This window comes from Sphingomonas glacialis (genome assembly GCF_006439055.1).
GTDB lineage: Bacteria > Pseudomonadota > Alphaproteobacteria > Sphingomonadales > Sphingomonadaceae > Sphingomonas > Sphingomonas glacialis_A.
This window is the reverse complement of sequence record NZ_RCZC01000007.1, coordinates 1-16,515: the sequence shown is the minus strand read 5'-3', so window position 1 is coordinate 16,515 and position 16,515 is coordinate 1. Positions and strand designations below refer to the sequence as shown.

The 16,515-nt window shown below is 67.3% G+C and carries 10 protein-coding genes; 7 read left to right on the top strand and 3 right to left on the bottom strand.

Features of this window, described 5'->3' with window-relative positions:
* The first annotated feature begins 5 nt into the window (after positions 1-5).
* Genes EAH76_RS18540 through EAH76_RS18525 form a run of 4 tightly spaced genes read left to right on the top strand, consistent with a single transcriptional unit; the run spans position 6 to position 6,479 of the window.
* Positions 6-1,094 (top strand): efflux RND transporter periplasmic adaptor subunit, encoded by a 1,089-nt coding sequence (locus EAH76_RS18540; protein ID WP_140851766.1) that lies wholly within the window; start codon positions 6-8, stop codon positions 1,092-1,094.
* Positions 1,095-1,096: 2 nt separating this feature from the next.
* The gene (locus EAH76_RS18535) at positions 1,097-4,144 is read left to right on the top strand and encodes an efflux RND transporter permease subunit (protein WP_140851765.1); all 3,048 of its coding nucleotides are present in this window, start codon (positions 1,097-1,099) and stop codon (positions 4,142-4,144) included.
* Complete coding sequence (locus tag EAH76_RS18530) at positions 4,137-5,546, top strand: efflux transporter outer membrane subunit (protein ID WP_140851764.1); 1,410 nt, start codon at positions 4,137-4,139, stop codon at positions 5,544-5,546. Before EAH76_RS18535 ends, EAH76_RS18530 begins: the two co-directional genes overlap by 8 nt.
* A 39-nt stretch (positions 5,547-5,585) precedes the next feature.
* Complete coding sequence (locus EAH76_RS18525; protein ID WP_140851763.1) at positions 5,586-6,479, top strand: MipA/OmpV family protein; 894 nt, start codon at positions 5,586-5,588, stop codon at positions 6,477-6,479.
* A gap of 244 nt (positions 6,480-6,723) precedes the next feature.
* On the opposite strand, the gene EAH76_RS18520 is transcribed toward EAH76_RS18525, so the two are convergent.
* From EAH76_RS18520 to EAH76_RS18510, 3 genes are read right to left on the bottom strand one after another with little or no spacing between them, the layout of a single operon-like run.
* The gene (locus tag EAH76_RS18520) at positions 6,724-9,654 is read right to left on the bottom strand and encodes a TIM-barrel domain-containing protein (protein ID WP_140851762.1); all 2,931 of its coding nucleotides are present in this window, start codon (positions 9,652-9,654) and stop codon (positions 6,724-6,726) included.
* A 21-nt stretch (positions 9,655-9,675) separates the two neighbouring features.
* Positions 9,676-11,055 (bottom strand): glycoside hydrolase family 43 protein, encoded by a 1,380-nt coding sequence (locus EAH76_RS18515; protein ID WP_140851761.1) that lies wholly within the window; start codon positions 11,053-11,055, stop codon positions 9,676-9,678.
* 29 nt (positions 11,056-11,084) lie between these two features.
* Positions 11,085-12,539 (bottom strand): DUF1593 domain-containing protein, encoded by a 1,455-nt coding sequence (locus tag EAH76_RS18510; protein ID WP_161989090.1) that lies wholly within the window; start codon positions 12,537-12,539, stop codon positions 11,085-11,087.
* A gap of 464 nt (positions 12,540-13,003) precedes the next feature.
* Here EAH76_RS18510 and EAH76_RS18505 point away from each other — a divergent pair, with 464 nt between their 5' ends.
* The 3 genes from EAH76_RS18505 (at position 13,004) to EAH76_RS18495 (ending at position 16,508) form a co-directional block, all read left to right on the top strand.
* A complete protein-coding gene (locus tag EAH76_RS18505; protein WP_140851759.1) occupies positions 13,004-13,414 on the top strand; it encodes a DUF2946 family protein in 411 nt (136 codons plus the stop codon).
* A gap of 84 nt (positions 13,415-13,498) precedes the next feature.
* Positions 13,499-15,550: a TonB-dependent receptor gene (locus EAH76_RS18500; protein ID WP_140851758.1), complete on the top strand. Its 2,052-nt coding sequence runs from the start codon at positions 13,499-13,501 to the stop codon at positions 15,548-15,550.
* Positions 15,551-15,836: 286 nt separating this feature from the next.
* The gene (locus EAH76_RS18495) at positions 15,837-16,508 is read left to right on the top strand and encodes a TadE/TadG family type IV pilus assembly protein (RefSeq protein WP_161989089.1); all 672 of its coding nucleotides are present in this window, start codon (positions 15,837-15,839) and stop codon (positions 16,506-16,508) included.
* Positions 16,509-16,515: the final 7 nt, after the last annotated feature.

Here is a 16,515-nt window from a genome sequence, read left to right as displayed (position 1 = left end):
CGCTTATGTTCCCCCGTATTCCCGCTCGCGCCGCAGCCCGTTGCTGCGCCGCACTGATTGCCGCTGTCTCGATCGCAGGCTGCTCGACGCCTAAGCCGCCGGAAACGTCTTCCGCGACGCTCGTCGATCTGGTCGTCGCGCATCACAGCGGCGGCGACAGCGCCACGCTCGATGGGGTGGTGCGGCCGCGGCGTGACATCGGCCTCGGCTTCAGGACGGGTGGCCGGATCGCGCTGCTGAGCGTCGAGGTCGGCGATCATGTCCGCAAGGGCCAGGTGTTGGCGCGGCTGGCGAGCAGCGACCTGAATGCCGCCACGCGGCAAGCGCGCGCCGATCTGGCGGCGACTACCGCCGAAGCAGTGCAGGCACAGGATTCGGCGAGACGCGCGCAGGGGCTGGACGCAACCGGCGCGCTGTCGAGTGCAGATGTGAAAGCCCGCGCGCTGAGCGCCGCCGCCGCCGCCGCGCGACGCGATGCCGCCCATGCGGCGCTCGATCGCAGCCGGACGATGCTAAGCGACGCGGTGCTCGTCGCGCCCGAAGCCGGCGTGGTGACCGATCGCCTGATCGAGCCCGGCACCGTGGTCGATGCGGGCAGCGTCGTCGTTCGTCTCGCCGCGGGCGATGCGGAAGTCGAGGTCAAACTCCCCGAGACGATGCGACTGGGCGCCGACAGCACCGCCGCCATCTCCTTCCCCTCGCAGGCGGGCATAGTCGTTCGCGCGCGGCTGCGCCGCCTCGCGCCCGCCGGGGACAGTCTGTTGCGACTCCGCGCGGCGCGCTTCGTCCTGCCCGCGCGGCCGGGCGCCCTGCCCTTCAACAGCTCCGCCTCGGTCGCGATAGCGTCCGACCAGATCGGGCCGCGCATCCGCATCCCGCTCGCGGCGGTCAGCGGTCGCGGTGGGCGGGGGCATGTCTGGCTGGTGACCGGCCACACTGTGCACCGCCAGCCGATCAGCATCCTCGAGCTGCGCGGCGACGAGGCGCTGGTCGCCGGATTGGAGGACGGGCAGCGCATCGTCGCCAGCGGCGGGGATACGCTCGCCGAAGGGCAGCGGGTCGTCGCGGCGGGCTACGTCCAGGGCGGCCTGTGACGATGGATCGCTTCAATCTCTCCCGCTGGGCGATCCGCCATCCCGCGCTGGTCGGCTTCCTGATCGCCATCCTGTTCGCGGCCGGGGCCGCGCAATTCCTGATGCTCGGGCGCGACGAGGATCCCGGCTTCACGCTCAAGGAGATGATCGTGGCCGGCACCTGGCCGGGGGCGTCCCCCGCGCAGATGCAGGCGCAGATCGGCGGCCCGATCGAGCGGACGCTCCGCGCGATCGATCACCTCGATTTCCTCGAAACCTATTGCGTCGAGGGCGGCTGCGTGACGCGCGTGTCGCTGCAGGACAGCGCGCCGAAAGACCGTGTCGCGGACACCTGGCAACAGGTGCGCAAGCGGCTCAAGGATATCGAGCCGAGCCTGCCGCAAGGCGCAAGCGTCAGTGCGGACGAGGACAATGCCTATGTCTATGGCTATGTCTTCACGCTGACCGGCGCCGACAACGCCCGGCTCGTCCAGCTTGCCGAGCAGGCGCGCGACACGATGCTGCGCCTGCCCGGCGTCGCCAAGGCGCAGATCAGCGGCGAGATCCCGCGCAAGCTGTTCGTCGACTTCGATCCGCGGCGGCTGGCCGCGATGGGCATCACGCCGGGGCAGATTGCCCGCACGCTCACGCAGCGAACGCTGATCACGCCAGCGGGCATCAGCGAGCAGTCGGTGCGCGTGCCGGTCCGGGTCGGGGACACGCTCGACGGCGTCGCGGCGGTCGAGCAGACGCGGCTGTCGGGCCCCAGCGGTGCGCTGCGGGTCGCGGATGTCGCCACAGTCAGCCGCGGCTATGCCGATCCCCCCGACGCGCTGGTGCGCCATGCCGGGCGACCCGCGGTGACGCTGGCGATCGCGATGGAACCCGGGGCCGACGGCCTCGCGCTCGGGCAGCATCTGCGCGACGCGGCGGACGGCATCCGTCGGCAGCTTCCCGCGGGCGTGTCGCTCACCCAGGTCGAGGACCAGAGCGAGAATATCCGCGAGGCGGTCGATACCTTCCTCATCAAGTTCTTCGTCGCGCTTGCGGTCGTGCTGATCGTCGCGTTCGTGACGCTCGGCTGGCGCACCGGGATCGTGGTGGCGCTGTCGGTCCCGTTGACGCTCGCGATCGTCGCCTTGTTCATGGGCGCGAGCGGGATCGGGCTCGAACGGATCTCGCTCGGCGCGCTGATCCTGTCGCTCGGCCTGCTGGTCGACGATGCGATCATCAGCGTCGAGGCGATGGTCGTCCAGCTCGAGCAGGGCGCGAGCCGTGCCGACGCCGCCGCCTTCGCCTGGACGCACACCGCCTTTCCGATGCTGACGGGGACGCTGCTCACCGTGATCGGGTTCCTGCCGGTCGGCTTCGCCGAATCGACCACCAGCGAATATGCCGGCGGAATCTTCTGGGTGACGGGCTCGGCGCTGATCGTCAGCTGGGTCGTCGCGGTGGTGTTCACGCCGTATCTCGGCGTGCGACTGCTGCCCGAGGTGGCGTCGGGCCATGGCGGCGCTGCGCTGTACGATACGCCGCTCTACCGCCGGCTGGCCGCGAGCGTTGCCTGGTGCATCGATCATGGCCGACTGGTGGTGCTGGTCACGCTCGGGTTGCTGTTGGCGAGCGGTGGCGGGATGCTGCTGGTCCGCCAGCAATTCTTTCCGCTGTCCGATCGCCCCGAGGTGGTCGTCGACGTCAGCCTGCAACCCGGCGCGTCGATCGAGGCGACCAGTGCAGCGGTAGCACGGCTCGAACGGACGCTCGCGGGGAGCCCAGACATCCGGCATCTCGACAGCTATGTCGGACAGGGCGCGCCGCGTTTCTATCTGCCCTATGCGCCGCTGCTGCCGAACCCGGCCACCGCGACGATGGTGCTGGTCGCGACCGATCTCGCCGCGCGCGAGCGGATCATCGCGCGGCTGACCGATCCTGCGCTCGCGACCGCCGCCAAGATCCACGTCCACCGCCTGTCGCTCGGGCCGAGTGCGGGTTTTCCGATCCAGTATCGCGTGATCGGTGCCGACCCGACCCGCTTGCGCGCGATCGCCGACCGGCTGACGGGCATCCTGCGGGCGACCCCGGGCACGACGGCCGTCCAGGTCAATTGGGGCGCGCAGACGCCGGTCGCGCGGTTCGAGCTCGATCCAGGCCGCGCCGCCGCACTCGGGGTCGATCGCGCTCAGGTCGCGGAGGCGCTCGACACGGTCTTGTCGGGGCAACCGGCGGGCGAAATACTGCAAGACACCAAACGGATCGGTGTGGTGGTGCGCGGGCGAGCCTCCGACCGCACCGACCCCGCCCGGCTGCTCGACGTGGCCGTGCCGACGCCGAACGGTCCGGTACCGCTGCGGCAAATCGGGCACATGGCGATCGCCACCGACGATCCGATGCTCTGGACGCGGAGCGGCGAACGCGTCGTCACGGCCGAGGCGGATACGCTCGGCGACGTCCAGCCCGCCGAGATCCTGACAGACGCTGCACCGCGTGTCGCGGCGATCGCCGCCGCGCTTCCGGCGGGATACCGGATCGAGACCGGCGGCGACGAGGAACTGTCGGCCAAGGCGAACACGGCGATCTACCAATTGCTGCCGGTCACGCTCGCCGCGATGCTGCTCCTGCTGATGATCCAGTTGCAGAGCGTGGGGCGGACGCTGCTCGTGCTCGCCACCGCCCCGCTCGGGCTGATCGGCGCGGTCGTTGCCTTGCTCGTCACCGGCCAGCCCTTCGGGTTCGTCGCGCTGCTCGGGCTGATCGCGCTGGCGGGGATGATCATGCGCAATGCGATCATCCTGGTCGATCAGGTCCAGCGCGATCACGCCGACGCGCCCGATGGCGATCTGCGCGCGGCGATCATCGCGGCGACGGTCGCGCGCTCGCGACCCGTGGTGCTGACCGCGCTCGCTGCCGTGCTCGCCTTCGTGCCTCTGTGTTTCAACATCTTCTGGGGGCCGATGGCGATCGTGATGATCGGCGGGCTGATCGGCGCCACCCTCCTCACGCTGCTCGCTTTGCCGGCGCTCTACGCGCTCGCCTTCGGTCGCAGCGACACGCCGGAGCCGACCCATGCGTAACCGCCGCAGCCTCTCCTCCCTGTTCGGCCTGATGCTCCTGGCAGGGTGTACCGTCGGCCCCGACTTCGTGCGGCCGACCCCTGCCCTGCCGGTTGCGTGGCAAGCGCGTGGCGCTGCGCCGGCGGAGGCGCGCTGGTGGCGCGTGTTCAGCGATCCGGTGCTCGATGCGCTCGAGGACAAAGCGGACACGGCCAATCTCGACCTTCGCATCGCGCTCGAGCGGATCGAAGCCGCGCGCGCGACGCGGGGTCTCGCCAGGGCGGACGCGGCACCCACCCTGTCCGGCCAGGCAAGCTACAGCCGCGAGCGGATCGGCACCAAAGGCATCGCCGCGATCGCCGCGCCCTTGCTGGGGCTGGAGAGCGTGGCGCAGTCGCCCAAGGGGGTCGACTTCAATCTCTACAGTGTCGGCGCCGGGGCAAACTGGGAGCTCGACCTGTGGGGCAAGCACCGGCGCCAGATCGAGAGCGCCCAGGCGTCGCTCGCGGCGACCGACGCCGAGGCCCGCGGGGTCCGGCTCTCGGTCCAGGCCGAGGTCGCATGCGGCTATTTCCAGCTCCGCGGCCTGTGGGCGGAACGGCGGTTGGCGGCAGAGCGTCAGGCGATGGCCGCACAATCCATCGCCATCGCGACCACGCTGACCAGCCGCGGCCTGGCGACCCCGATCGACTTGGCCGAGGCGCAATCGCGCGACCGGCAGATCCGCGACGACCTGTCCGATCTCGACGACCAGGCCGCTCGCGCCAGCCGCGCGCTCGCCGTGCTGATCGGCAGCGATCCCGATGCGCAGCCGGTTGCGCCGAACGACGCCTACGCGCTCCCCGCCCCGGAAGCGCCGGCAGGTCGGCTGTCCTCGGACCTCGCTCGCAACAGGCCAGACATCGTGGCGGCCGAGGCGAAGCTCCACGGCGCGACCGCGGCGATCGGCGTCGCGCAGGCGGATTTCTATCCGAACATCAGCCTGACCGGACTGTTCAGCCTCGATGCGCTCAACCTCGACGCGCTCGGCTGGAATGTGCGCAACACGAGCATCGGCCCGAGCGTCTCGCTGCCGATCTTCGATGGCGGGCGGATCCGGGGTCAGGTCGCGGTGCGCACGTCGGAACAGCGCGGCGCCGCTCTGGCCTATCAGCAAACGGTGCGCGGTGCGTGGCGCGAAGTCGATGACGCGCTCGGCCTGGTCCGCACGCTTCAGACGCGCGGCACCCTTGCCGATGCCGAGTTGCAAGCCCGCCAGCAGACCGTAGCCGCGCTCGAAGCGCGCTTCCGTCGTGGCGATATCGCCGCCGCGCCGTTGCTCGACGCGCGTGCGGCGATGGTCACCGCGGAAACCGCACGCGTGCGGCTCCGCATCGCCGCGCTGCTCGCGCAGATCCAGCTCCGCCGCGGGCTTGGCGGCTGACCTTTCGCTTTCTCACCCTCCCCACCCAAGGACCTTTTCATGCCCCCTTTCCTGAACACCCTCGCGGCCAGCCTGTGCCTTGCCGGATTCGGCCTGGCCGCCCCGCCCGCAACCGCGCAACAGGCGCCGGCTGCCGATCCATCCGCGCAGCCCGCACCCGCGACGGTGCCAAACCTCGACCGCGACACCGTGACGATCGGCGCGGTCGGTGCCTATCTGCCCGATTACGAAGGCTCGAACGACTATCGCGCGACGCCCGCACCCGTCGCGATCGGGAGCATCAAGGGCTATGGCTTCGTCCTGACCGGCAACCAGCTCGCCATCGATCTGATCCGCGACAAACCCGGCGCGCAATGGGATTTTCAGGCCGGTCCGATCGCCAGCCTCAACTTCAACCGCTCGTCGCTCAAGGATATCGCCGACCTGCGCTTACGTGCGCTCGGGAAGCGCCCCATCGCGCTCGAACTGGGCGGCATCGTCGGGATCGGCAAGACGGGCGTGCTGACGAGCCCGTACGACAAGCTGTCCGTATCGCTCAGCTATCGCCACGACGTGACGGGCGTGCACGACAGCGGCATCTGGCAACCCAACATCACCTATTACACGCCGCTTTCGATCAAGGCCGCCGTCGGCATCTATGGATCGGCCGAGATCGTCGAGGACGGCTATGCGCGCAGCTATTACAGCGTATCAGCGGCGCAAAGCGCGGCGAGCGGCCTGGCGGTCTATAACGCGAAGGGCGGCCTGAAGAGCTGGAACGTCGGCCTGGTCGGCGGCTATGCGCTGACGGGCGATCTGCTCCACGGTCTCAAGCTGTTCGGCACCGGCAGCTATGGCCGCGTCGTCAACAGCATCGGCCGAAGCCCGCTCGTCAAGGACGCCGGATCACCCGATCAATGGCTCGGCGCCGTCGGGCTGGCCTACACGTTCTGACCGCTCGCGGACGGCATGTCTTCGAGATCCGCGAGCAGCCGGTTGCCATCGCCTGCTGATAAGGCGGGACGGCCCTTGAGATAGCGGAAGTGGTTCGGCTCGTTCCCTGGCAGGAAGGGATGGCGGCTGCATGGCCGGTATCGGACGTGCAGTCCGCTGAGCAGGCCGCAGCGCGACGCGCCACAGACCGGGACTTGCTGGCGAGCCAAGCGCGCGCCTGGCTCGCCAGCAGGTCGAGATTGCATCAGCCGGCGCGACCGAAAGCAAGGCTGACCGCATGTCCGTCATACTGCAATGTTCGCGTATCGCGTTGCTTGGTCTGATCGCCACCCGCAGGATCGATCACGACGACCTTCAACGTCCGTTGCCCCACCATGCCGGGGAAGGAACCATGCCGCGCGCCGATCGCCAGCGTCCGCTTGGCATCGTCCCACGCAAGATCGTACCGTGCCGCCTGCCCTTTCTCATAGGCATAGGTCTCGTTGTCATCCTCATAGAGCGTGAAGCGACCGTCCGCTCCGGGATAGACGCGGATCTCGTACGGCGCATCGGGCTTTTCGGTCGCATATTGCAGCACGGGGCCCATCGGTACGATCGCCCCGGCGCGGACATAGAGCGGCATCACATCGAGCGGTGCTTCGCGCGCCACCGTATCGCCGCCGGGGTAGCGCTCGTTGGTCCAGAAATCATACCAGGCGTTCCCGCGCGGCAGGTAGGTCCGCATCGTCAGGTCGCGCGGCGCGTCGAGCACCGCGGCATCGCGCTTCAAGTCGCTCGGGGTGCGCCAGATGAAGCGGAACACGCGCCCGCCCTCGGGATGGAAGAATTCGAGCCGCACCGGCAGCCGCTCGCCTTGCTTGAGCGTGTAGCGCATCACGCGCGAGCGCGTCGCGCTGCGGTTCCAGTCGTCGATCACGGGCTTGCCGCCGAGGAACAGCCGCATCCCGTCATTGCCGGTCAGGCCGATCTCATAGGTGCCGTCCTCGGGCGCGATCAGATCGCCCTGCCAGCGGGCCGAGAAATGGCTGAGCGAAGTCAACCCCGACGGCAGTTCGGCGAGCGGTGGATCGGGCCAGGTGTGGTCGATCTGCGCATCCGATCCGCTCCCAGCCGCCTTCTCGAAATTCTCGCCCGCGAAATACTGCACGGTGAGCCCGCGCTTGCCATCGGTGCTGCGAAGATTCTCCGCGGGCACCACCGACGCGGCAGACGGCAGGATGTGGTACATCGCGCGCGTCACCGGATGGACAAGCAGCGACGATCCGAACATGAAGCTGTCGTTGACATTGCGCACCGCGGGGTCGTCGGGGAAATCCATCGGCAGCGCGCGCATCAGCGTGTAGCCGGCCGAGGTCACCTGCGCGCTGAGGCTGTAGATATAGGGCAACAGCCGATAGCGGAGGTTCACGCTGTCGAGCAGCGTCTTGTAGACCGCCGGGTCGAGCGTCTTGAAGATGTACGGCTCGCGTTCGACGTTGGTGCCGTGGACGCGCATGATCGGGTTGAAGGTCGCATATTGGAACCAGCGCGCGAACAGCTCGCGCCATGCCGGATTCTTCTCGCCGCCGGGAAAATCGCTGACGAAGAAGCCGCCGGTGTCCTGCGTCCAATAGGGGTTGCCGGTGATCGTCACGTTGACGCCGCCCGACACCTGCTGCGCGAAGGTCTTCCAACTCGCGTAGATGTCTCCCGACCACGACGCCGCCGCGGTGCGCTGCGCGCCCGCCCAGGCCGAGCGCGTCAGCGTGAAGACGCGCTTGTCGCTGGTCGCGCGCTCGCCGTCATAGGTGCCCTGCGTGGTCATCAAAGAATAGGGGTTCAGGTAACGCGTGAAGTCGCCCATCGCGTTGCGGCCGAGCGCCTTGGTATCGCGGACATTGTCCACCGGATTCCACATCGCCGAGCTGACCTCGACCTCGGTGCCGTCCATCCACAGCGCATCGACGCCTTTGTCGAGCAGGCCCGACTTGATGTATTTGAAATAGGTCTCGCGGCCCTTGGCGCTATACGCATCGTAGACGCGCGCCTGTTTCGAAATCCAGTGCAGCGGTGCGAAGCGCAGCCCCGCGGCGTCGAGTTCGCGCGCGAGCGGCGTGTCGTTGCCGATCGACGGCCAGATCGACACCATCAGCTTCATGTGGAGATCGTGGATCTCGCGGCTCATCGCCGCCGGGTCGGGATAGCGCTTCGGGTCCCAGATCATGCCCGACCAGGTGCCGTCCTTGTCGCTGCCCCAATATTGCCAGTCCTGCACGATGTAATCGAGCGGGAAGCCCTCCTTGCGGAACGTGCGCGCGACATCGACGATGCGCTCCTGCGTCGGGTAGCGCTCCTTGCTCATGAACAGCCCGAACGCCTGTTTGGGGAACATCGGCGCGTCGCCGGTCAGCCAGCGATAAGCGCCGACCACGCCGTCCATCGTGTCGCCGGCCATGAAGTAATAATCGACCCCGCCCGGCGCGCTCTCGGCCCAGAGCCGCGCGCCCTTGGCGTCGTCCTTGAAGCGCATCTGCGAATAGGTGTCCCACAGCACCCCGTAGCGTTCGGTCGAGACCATCACCGGGATGATGATGCCGACATTGGTCTGGACGAGCAGCAGCTCCTTGCCGCGCCGGTTGACCTCGTCGTCGCTGGTGAAGCCGAAGCCGTAAATGCCTTCGTCGGACTTCAGCGTGAAGCGGTTCTCGACCTCATAGGTCGGCGCGTCGGAGATGATGCGCTTGTCGATCGATTGCGGCGCGTCGGCCTTCTCGCGCGTGAGCAAGCGACCGTAGGGATCGTAATAGCTCACCGCTCCGGTGCGCGTGTCGATGACGACGCGCAGCCTTTGCCCGAGCAGTTCGAGCGTGGCGGCGGTTTCGCGGACGCTGAACGGCACCGCCTCGGGCGCGCGGATCACCACGAGGCTGCGCTGGTTCCAATACGATTGCCCGAGATTGGCGTTCACCCGGACCACGCCGGGGGCATAGAAAATCACCGATTTGGTGACGCCGCCCAGCGTGAACTGCACGCCGCCGCGCAGCCGCCGGAAGTGGAACGCCGTGTCGGCTGCCGGCGCCACCGCCTGCATCTGGCCGAGCGGGTCGAGGCCGCTCGGCGCCGCGGTCGATTGCGCGAGCGTCGGGCTTGCGGACAGAAGGGCGGCGGCACCAGTGGCGATCCAGCGAGCTTTCATGCGATTTCCCCTTCGGATGCCTTAGCGGTCGAACCGCCAGTAATCGACGTCGACGAGTGACGCGGCATTGCCGCCGCGAAACACGAGATACAGGTCGTGGACCCCGCTCGCGCCCGATACCGCCGCGCTCGCCTCGCGCCACTGGTCCGCTGCACCCACCGGCAGCGTGCCGATCAGCGCACCATCGACCCGGTCGAGCCGTAGCTCGATCTTGGCGTCGGGCGTCCCCTTGGCGACGCTGGCGCGAAACGTCTTTGCGCCGGCCGTACCGAAATCGACACCCGCGACCTTGATATAGCTGCGGTCGGCGGTGCGGGTGACATAGACGCTGCCGCGGTCGTCCTGCGCTGTGATGACGCCGGGCGTCCAGGCATAGGGGCGGTCGCGGTCGCGCTTGATCCGCGAGGTCCAGGCGATCGTCTCGGCCTCGACGCGGGCATAGGGATCGAGCGTCCCGATCTGCGGTGCGCTGGCCTTGTCCCACCAGCCGAGATTGGGGATGGTGCCGTCGGCATTGTAGGAGAACTTGGCGACCGAAACCGATCGCCGCTCGTGATGGATCGGCGTCAGCGCGAAATTCAGCTCGTAGCTAAAGCCAAACAGATACGAGCCGCCCTTATAGTCGATGATCCCCGGATGATTGCCGGTCGCGCGCGTGTCGTGATCCATGATCGGACCCTTGTAGGTCCACGGCCCGGTCGGCGTCGGGCTCATCGCATAGCCGATCCCCTCCGAGCAGCAGGTCGAGGCGAACGCCATGTAATAGCGGCCCTTGCGTTCGTAGAACCACGGCCCCTCCTGATAGTCGGTGATCCGCGGCTGCACCTTGGTGATCGGCCCCGCATAGGACACCATGTCGCGGTTGAGCTTGACGTACCACAGGTCGGGATTGCCCCAGTAGAGATAGGCCTGCCCGTCCTTGTCGATCCACACCGTCGGATCGAAAAAGCCCTCGCCCGGCGCGATCAGCGGCTTGCCGAGCACGTCACGAAACGGCCCGGCGGGCGTGTCGGCGACCGCGACCGCGATCACGTTGCGCGGCGATCCGGCGACGGTGATCGGCGTGTAGAGGTAGAATTTGCCGTTCCGCGCGACCACCTGGGGCGCCCAGGCATCGTTGGCCTGGTTGGCCCAGGGAAAGGTCTTGAGCGAAGCGACCTCGCCACGATCGGTCCAGTTCGCCATGTCGGTCGAACTGTACAGCCGCCAATCGAGCATCTTGAAGCCATCGGCATCGTCCTCGTCGTGGCTCGTATAGAGATAGACCACCCCGTCATGCACCAGCGGCGCGGGATCGGCGGTGAAGCGCGTCTGGATGATCGGCGCGTCGGCGTGCGCGGCGGGGATCGGCAGGGCGGCCGCCAACACGGCGGGCGCTAACAGGCGGCGTAACGATGGCATGACAGGTCTTTCTCCCGGGACTGTGCTGGTCAGGGCGTGATCGTCACGATCACGCGTGCGTAGCGGGTGAGCGGTGGGGTGCCCTTGTCGGTGACGCGGACGATGAAATGCGCCTCGCGCGGTTCGGTGACGGTCGGCGCGGTGAAATCGACCGTGTGGATGTTCGCGGAGATGCCGCTCGCGATCGGCGTCTGCCAATGGCCGATCTCCTGATAGTGGAACCACTGGAAGCTCAGGCTGTCGCCATCGGGATCGCTGCTGTCGGCCGCGCTCAGCACGAAGCGCGCGCCCGATTTGACGGTCAGATGGTCGGGATGCGCGAGCTTCACCACCGGCGCGTGATTGGTCTGTGCGAAGGGCAGCGTTGTCCACGCCATGCGCGCGGCGAAGTCGTTCTGGAATTCGTCGCGCCAGCGCCAGATGCCGGCGCGGAAATCCTTGATCTGCCGCTCGCCCGGCGTCGCGGCGCGGCCATAGGGGCGGGCAAGCAGCGGCGTATAGCTGTCGATCGCGTTGCTCCAGGTCGGCCGCGTCTCGGGCACGATCGGCACCCCGCTGAAGCCGCTCGGATCGGTGGTGGCGAGCGGCGGCGTGTAGAGCTCGTACCGCCCGCCCCAGCCGCCCCAATCGGGATGCTCGGGATCGCTCAGCCCGGTCGGGATCAGCGAGAGATACGCCGGCGTGTCGCCCTCCATCCCATATGCGACATCGGGATAGAGCGCGCCGAGCGGCCCATGGCCTTGCTGGATATTGTCGCGCAGCCAGGCATTGCTGATCGTCGTGTTGTCGGCGCCGTCGATCAGCGTGTGGATACCCGTCCAGGTGCCGGCGCCATAGCCGCCCGGGCTGACGATATAGAACAGATCGGGAAAGCTCCGGCGGAGCCAGGCGCCGCCATCGTCCTGGTCGGAAATCGTATAGACGCGCAGCTTGGCGATCAGCCGCTTCGCCGTTTCGGGCGGCCGCGTCTCGCGGATCGTGTAAAGGGCCTGGGCGAGCGTGTTCGCGCCGCCCCACACCGAGATCCGCAGCGGCCGTGGATCGGGCCGCTCGAGCGCCTCGACGATCAGGCGCGAGCCCGGCGTGTCCTTCCCGGCGCCGACCATCGCCATGCCGTACCCCGGCTGCCCCTCCCGCACGAGCGCGCGCAGCCGGTCGGGCGTCGGAAAACCGGCTTCGTGGCGGAGCAGATTGGGCTGCACCAGCGCATAGGCCTGGAGGATACGGCGGATCGAGTCCGGGTGGATCGCGGTCTTCATATGGACCGAGGTCGTCGCGACCAGCCCCTCGAGATCGAGTTCGCTCGAATAGAGCAACAGACGGATGAAGGACTGCGTATCGTCGGGATCGGCCTCGATATCGCTGAGCACGATCACGCGCGGCTTTGCCGTCGGCGCAGCGAGCGGCGGCGGGGTGGCCGCGGCCATGGCAGGCGATGCGACGAGCAGCGCAGTACAGCCCAATACCATCGACAGTTTCCGCATCATCCTCCTCTCACCGCTTGCCCGTTGTCGGGCGTTATGAGCAGCCTACCCATGGCGCCCCAATACTCCTACAAGAAAATGGTATTAGTCGACGGCCGCAGCTTTGGTTGCTGCTCCGGGTATTCCGACGCACCCGAGCGCAACGGCCAAGCCAGTGAGCTTTGCGACCGGCCGTTACAAAGCCAACGAACCGGGCGTTCACAGAGCATTCGCAGCAATTGCAGTGAAAGCGAGTGGGAAGGTCTAGCTTTCCCTGTCCTGAAAAACACTGCCACCAATTGCATTTGGACCGACTATTAGATCGTCCAACCAGGCCACCCTGTTGGTGGGCTTCAACGACGAGCTTCCGAAGTTTTGGAGTGCGATCCGATCGATGATCCGAAGATCGAGACTGTCTCTCGCCATCTGAGGCTGAGACGGAATGTCCGGATGACACTCGCCGCCGTCGCCGCTACCCGCCTCGCGTGCAGGCTGTTCGGCATCTTATCGCGCAACGCAATTTCGCTGTGCTGATCTGCGCCGCGGCGCTGTTGCTCAAGCTGTTGGTACCCGCTGGATATATGGTCGCCAGCGATCATGGCCGCCTCGCCATCATCATCTGCTCGGGCACGATGCCTTCCCCGATGACGATGGCGATGCCGGGCACGCACGGCGACATGACCGATCCCGGCGCGCCGAAGGATCACGGCAAGGCCGAAATGCCCTGCGCGTTCGCCGGGCTGTCGGCCGCGATGATGGCAGCGGTCGATCCGATCCTGCTCGCGGGGCTCGTCGCCTTCGTCATGGCGATCGGGCTGGCCGGCGCTGTGCTGCCGACACGGTCCGATCCGGCGTATCTCCGCCCCCCGTTACGCGGACCACCGCCGCACCGCTGACTCGTCATCGGACGTCGGCTCGGCCGGCGTCCCCCACGATCCACGGCCGGCGTCCCTGACGCGCGGCCGGTCAAAGGTATTTCCATGTCACGATCCTCCCTCTTGGCAGGGGGCACCTTGCCGTGCCTCCTGCTCGCCACCCCCGCGTCGAGCCAGGAGCCAACTTCGGCGCCCTCGACCGATATCATCGTCACCGCCACACGATCCGCCCGCGCTCTGGCCGACGTCCCGGCAAGCGTCAGCGTCCTCACCGCCGACCAGATCGAGCGCACGCCCGCGCGGACGATCGACGAGGTGCTGCGGCGCGTGCCCTCGCTCGATCTGCCGATCGCCGGCACGAACGAGCAGCACCCGACCAACACGATCGTCTCGATGCGCGGACTGAGCGGGATTCGCGCGCTGGTTCTGCTCGACGGGGTGCCGATCAACGATCCCTTTTTCGGCTACGTCCAGTGGAGCGAAGTGCCGCTGCAGACGATCGACCGGGTGGAGGTGGTCCGTGGCGGCGGCGCCCCGCTCTGGGGCAATTACGCGATGGGCGGGGTCATCAACATCCTGACCAAGCCAATCGACAAGACCGGCCTCGTTGCCGAGGCGGCGGGCGGCAGCCGCGGCACCTATCGCGCCGACGCTCACGCCGCGCTCGCCGGGCAGGGCTATGGCGTCGGTCTCGACGCCGGGGTGAGCCACAGCGACGGCTATGTCGAACAGGTGGAAAGCGCGCGCGGTGCCGCGACGGTCCCGACGTCGTTCACCGCCCGCACCGTCGCGCTGTCGGGGAATGCCGATCTGGCGGCGGACCTCACGGCACGCGCGCGGGCCAGTTACTACGACAACGACCAGACCTTCCTCACGCGCGCCAACACCAACACCCAGCGGACCTGGCGCCACACCGGCACGCTGTCCTGGACACCGCGCCAGGGGGGATCGATCGACCTCACCGCATTCCACAATGACGAGCATTTCGTCACCAACAACCCCGGCTCGCCCGCCGGTGCCAACCCCAACAACGTCGAGTTCGTCCAGAACAGCCACGCTACGCGCGCGACCGACTGGGGCGCGTCGCTGATCTGGACGCAGACCTTCTCGGGCATCGTCCGCTTGCTGTCGGCAGGCGTCGATTATCATGGCATCCGCGGAAGCGACCAGGCGCGCATCTTCGACGAAACCGGAGCGCAAATGCGGGTCGATACGGGGTCGGGCAATCAGCGCTTCCTCGGCGGCTTCGCGCAAGCCGATCTGCGCCCGCTCGATCGCCTGCAAGTCCTGCTGAGCCTGCGCTATCAGGATTTCTACAGCTATGACGGCGTCGACGACACGCCCGGCGGGCTCGGGCGGGTCGCGAACCGGCACGAACGCGACGTGGATCCGCGGCTGTCGCTCCGCTACCAGCTCCGCGGCGGCTTTGCGCTGCGCGGCGCGATGTACCGCGCCTTCCGCGCGCCGACGCTCGACAATCTGTATCGTGGCGCGTCGGTTCCCGGCTATATCCTCTACAGCAACGCCGCGCTGAAGCCCGAGACGCTCGAGGGCGCGGAAGCCGGCTTTGATGTCGATCGCGGTTCGGTCCGTTTCCAGGCGACCGCTTATGCCAGCCGCATCTCCGATTTCCTGACGTATCGCTATCTCGATCCGGCCGCCCTGCCGGCAGGGTTCGATATCGGCGCCCGCTTGATCAACGCGGGAACGGCCCGCAGTCGTGGCGTGGAGGCGGAACTGACGTGGCGACCGAGCCGCAAGCTTACCGGGACGCTCGCCTACACCTATGCCGACTCGATCGTTACGCGGAACCCGGAAGATCCGGCCAGCATCGGCGTCCAACAGGCCGGCATCCCGAGGCATCGGGCAAGCGCGAGTCTCGACTGGACCGGCCCCGACGGGATCACGCTCAGCCCGCGCGTGCGCTACCTCGCGCGCACCAACGGCGACCCCGACGCGATCTACCGCACCGACGCGCATTTCATCGCCGACCTGGGTGTCAGCGTGGCGGTGCGGCGTGACGTGGAGGTGTTCGGGCAGATCGAGAACCTGTTCGACCGCCGCTACATCGGCACCAACGACGGTTTCACCGCGGCGCTGTACGGCAAGCCGTTCACCGCGGTCGCGGGCGTGCGCCTCAAATTGGGGAGCCAGTGATGCCAGAGCTGCGCGATCCGTTGCCGGCATCCCATTGGCGCGGGCGCTGCGTTCATTCCGAAAACCCTCTGCGCAGTTCGGCGTATCACGCCCTGGGCACGCCCAGAGCGTGAAGTGCGGCAGTCGTAAACCTTAATGTGCGTCAATATATTCGCATGGTTTCGACTGCCGGCACACTTATAGGAGATTAATCTGACTTTATAGTCGGTTGGGCCGCACATTTTTAGTGGCATTAACGAATTATGAAAGAGAATTGCCTTATCAATCGCGCAAAGGGGGCCTCACAGTGGCGGCATTGCGCAATAAGATTTGGCCATCTGGCGCGCCCTCGCGCCGTCGATCGAGCCTTGTCGAAAACTGCGAGGGAGCAGCCGCACTCGAATTCGCCATCGTCGGACCTGCCCTGATCGGCCTAATCCTCGCGATCCTTTATACGGCGCTCATCTTTCTGGCGCAGCAGATGCTGGAAACCGCGGCCCTGTCCTCGGCTCGCTTGTTCCTGACGGGATCCGCGCAAACGATAAAGATGGCCAACGGCCAGATCGGAATGTCCGCGAACGACCTCAAGAATGCAATCTGCAACGGGACCACCGGCACGGATTCCAGCGGCCATGCCATCACGATTGCGCCCCTGTTGCCGCCGATGCTCTCCTGCAGCCGGCTCACGGTCAACGTCAGCACCGCGAGCAGTTACAATGTGACGAGCACCGCGGCGCCAACCTTCACCTATAACAGCGCAGGCGTCATAACTTCGACCAACACCGGCTATAACACCCAGTCGGGCGGCGACGGCCAGAGCCAGATCCTCGTCCTGCAGCTCATCTACCTGTGGCCGACGGGAACAGGACCGTTGGGGCTGAACCTTACCAACCAGCCCAATGGCAACCGCATGCTGGTCGCGACGTCGGTCTCAACGACCGAGGCCTATTCGTGCAACTCGGGGCAGACCTCATGCTGAGCCGCCT